We start from the raw sequence: 1,089 nt of genomic DNA, 5'->3' as shown, positions 1-1,089 counted from the left end.
AAACTTTTTTATCCTTATTTTTTATCAATTTAATAAAATATTCATTACATAAAGAAATGGTTGGAGAAATAAATACAACCCCACCTTTTAATTCTTCCGAATATTTAATTATTTGATAAGTTTTTCCAAAGGAAGTTGGAGCTGAAATTTTGATTAATTTGGCATCTTCCCTTATTTTTTTAGCCATTTCATGTCGTTTTTTCTCAATAAACTTGGGGTGAAGAGTTATACTGGCATTGTTATAAATGGCATTTAAATAATATTCTTCTTCTTCCAATAGATATTTTTTATGTAATTCTCATGTAGAGAGTAATTTGTATAATTTATCACCATCCTTTTTATTTGATGATAAAAGGAATGATTTTATAGCATTTATATTATTCATACTCCACCACTAGAGATCCGCCGTAACTTTCCAATGATTTCATCACTTTGGAATTAGCTTTAGAACTTGTAATGTCTTGGTTGGAACCTAAATTTAATAGCATTTCAGATTTATATATCGGTGTTTCTCTACCCTCTTTTATATTTTCCAAAATATCATTAATTTTAAAGATACAATCATCAATACTCAGCGTTTCTTTAAGTGCATAGGTTTCTCGATAAGTAACTATTGCCTTTTCTTTTGATGTTTGAAGTTTAGCAGTCCTCAACTTGTCTTCCACATTACCAAGTTCACTCTCTCTACCTTTTACGGGTTTTGTAATCGTTTTTACAGCACTTGAAACCAAAGTGCTTAAGCTTGACTTTTGTCTATATTTGGCTTCATAGAAATATATTCTTTCCCTTATAAACAAACCATCAAAACCATGCAATTTATTATGAACTCTCAACAAAGGAGAGAACCCAGAATTTTTAAAAAATTCAAACCCCAATATTTCATGCTTTTGATCAAATTTTATTTGATTTTTAACACTTTCATATGAATTAGGATTTTTGTATTTTGGCATCAAGAAAAACTCTTGTGGTGATTCTTTTTTAATTTTTATACTTTTTATAAGTATGTCTTTTTGCTCATCTTTTTTAGAATGCATAAAAAAATTATAACTCACTTTATTTTTTATTAAAAAAATACTCAAAATAAAAGCC

At 27.5% G+C, this 1,089-nt stretch carries 2 protein-coding genes; both read right to left on the bottom strand.

Features of this window, described 5'->3' with window-relative positions:
• Positions 1 to 385, bottom strand: a 385-nt coding sequence (locus tag C4B24_RS04790) for a DEAD/DEAH box helicase family protein (RefSeq protein WP_131599640.1), incomplete at its 3' end; no start/stop codon positions are given.
• The gene (locus C4B24_RS04785; protein ID WP_131599639.1) at positions 378 to 1,034 is read right to left on the bottom strand and encodes a hypothetical protein; all 657 of its coding nucleotides are present in this window, start codon (positions 1,032 to 1,034) and stop codon (positions 378 to 380) included. The genes C4B24_RS04785 and C4B24_RS04790, both read right to left, overlap by 8 nt.
• Positions 1,035 to 1,089 lie beyond the last annotated feature (55 nt).

The organism is Mycoplasma marinum (assembly GCF_004335975.1).
GTDB lineage: Bacteria > Bacillota_I > Bacilli_A > Mycoplasmatales > Metamycoplasmataceae > Mycoplasma_K > Mycoplasma_K marinum.
This window is presented reverse-complemented; position numbering and strand designations above follow the sequence as displayed.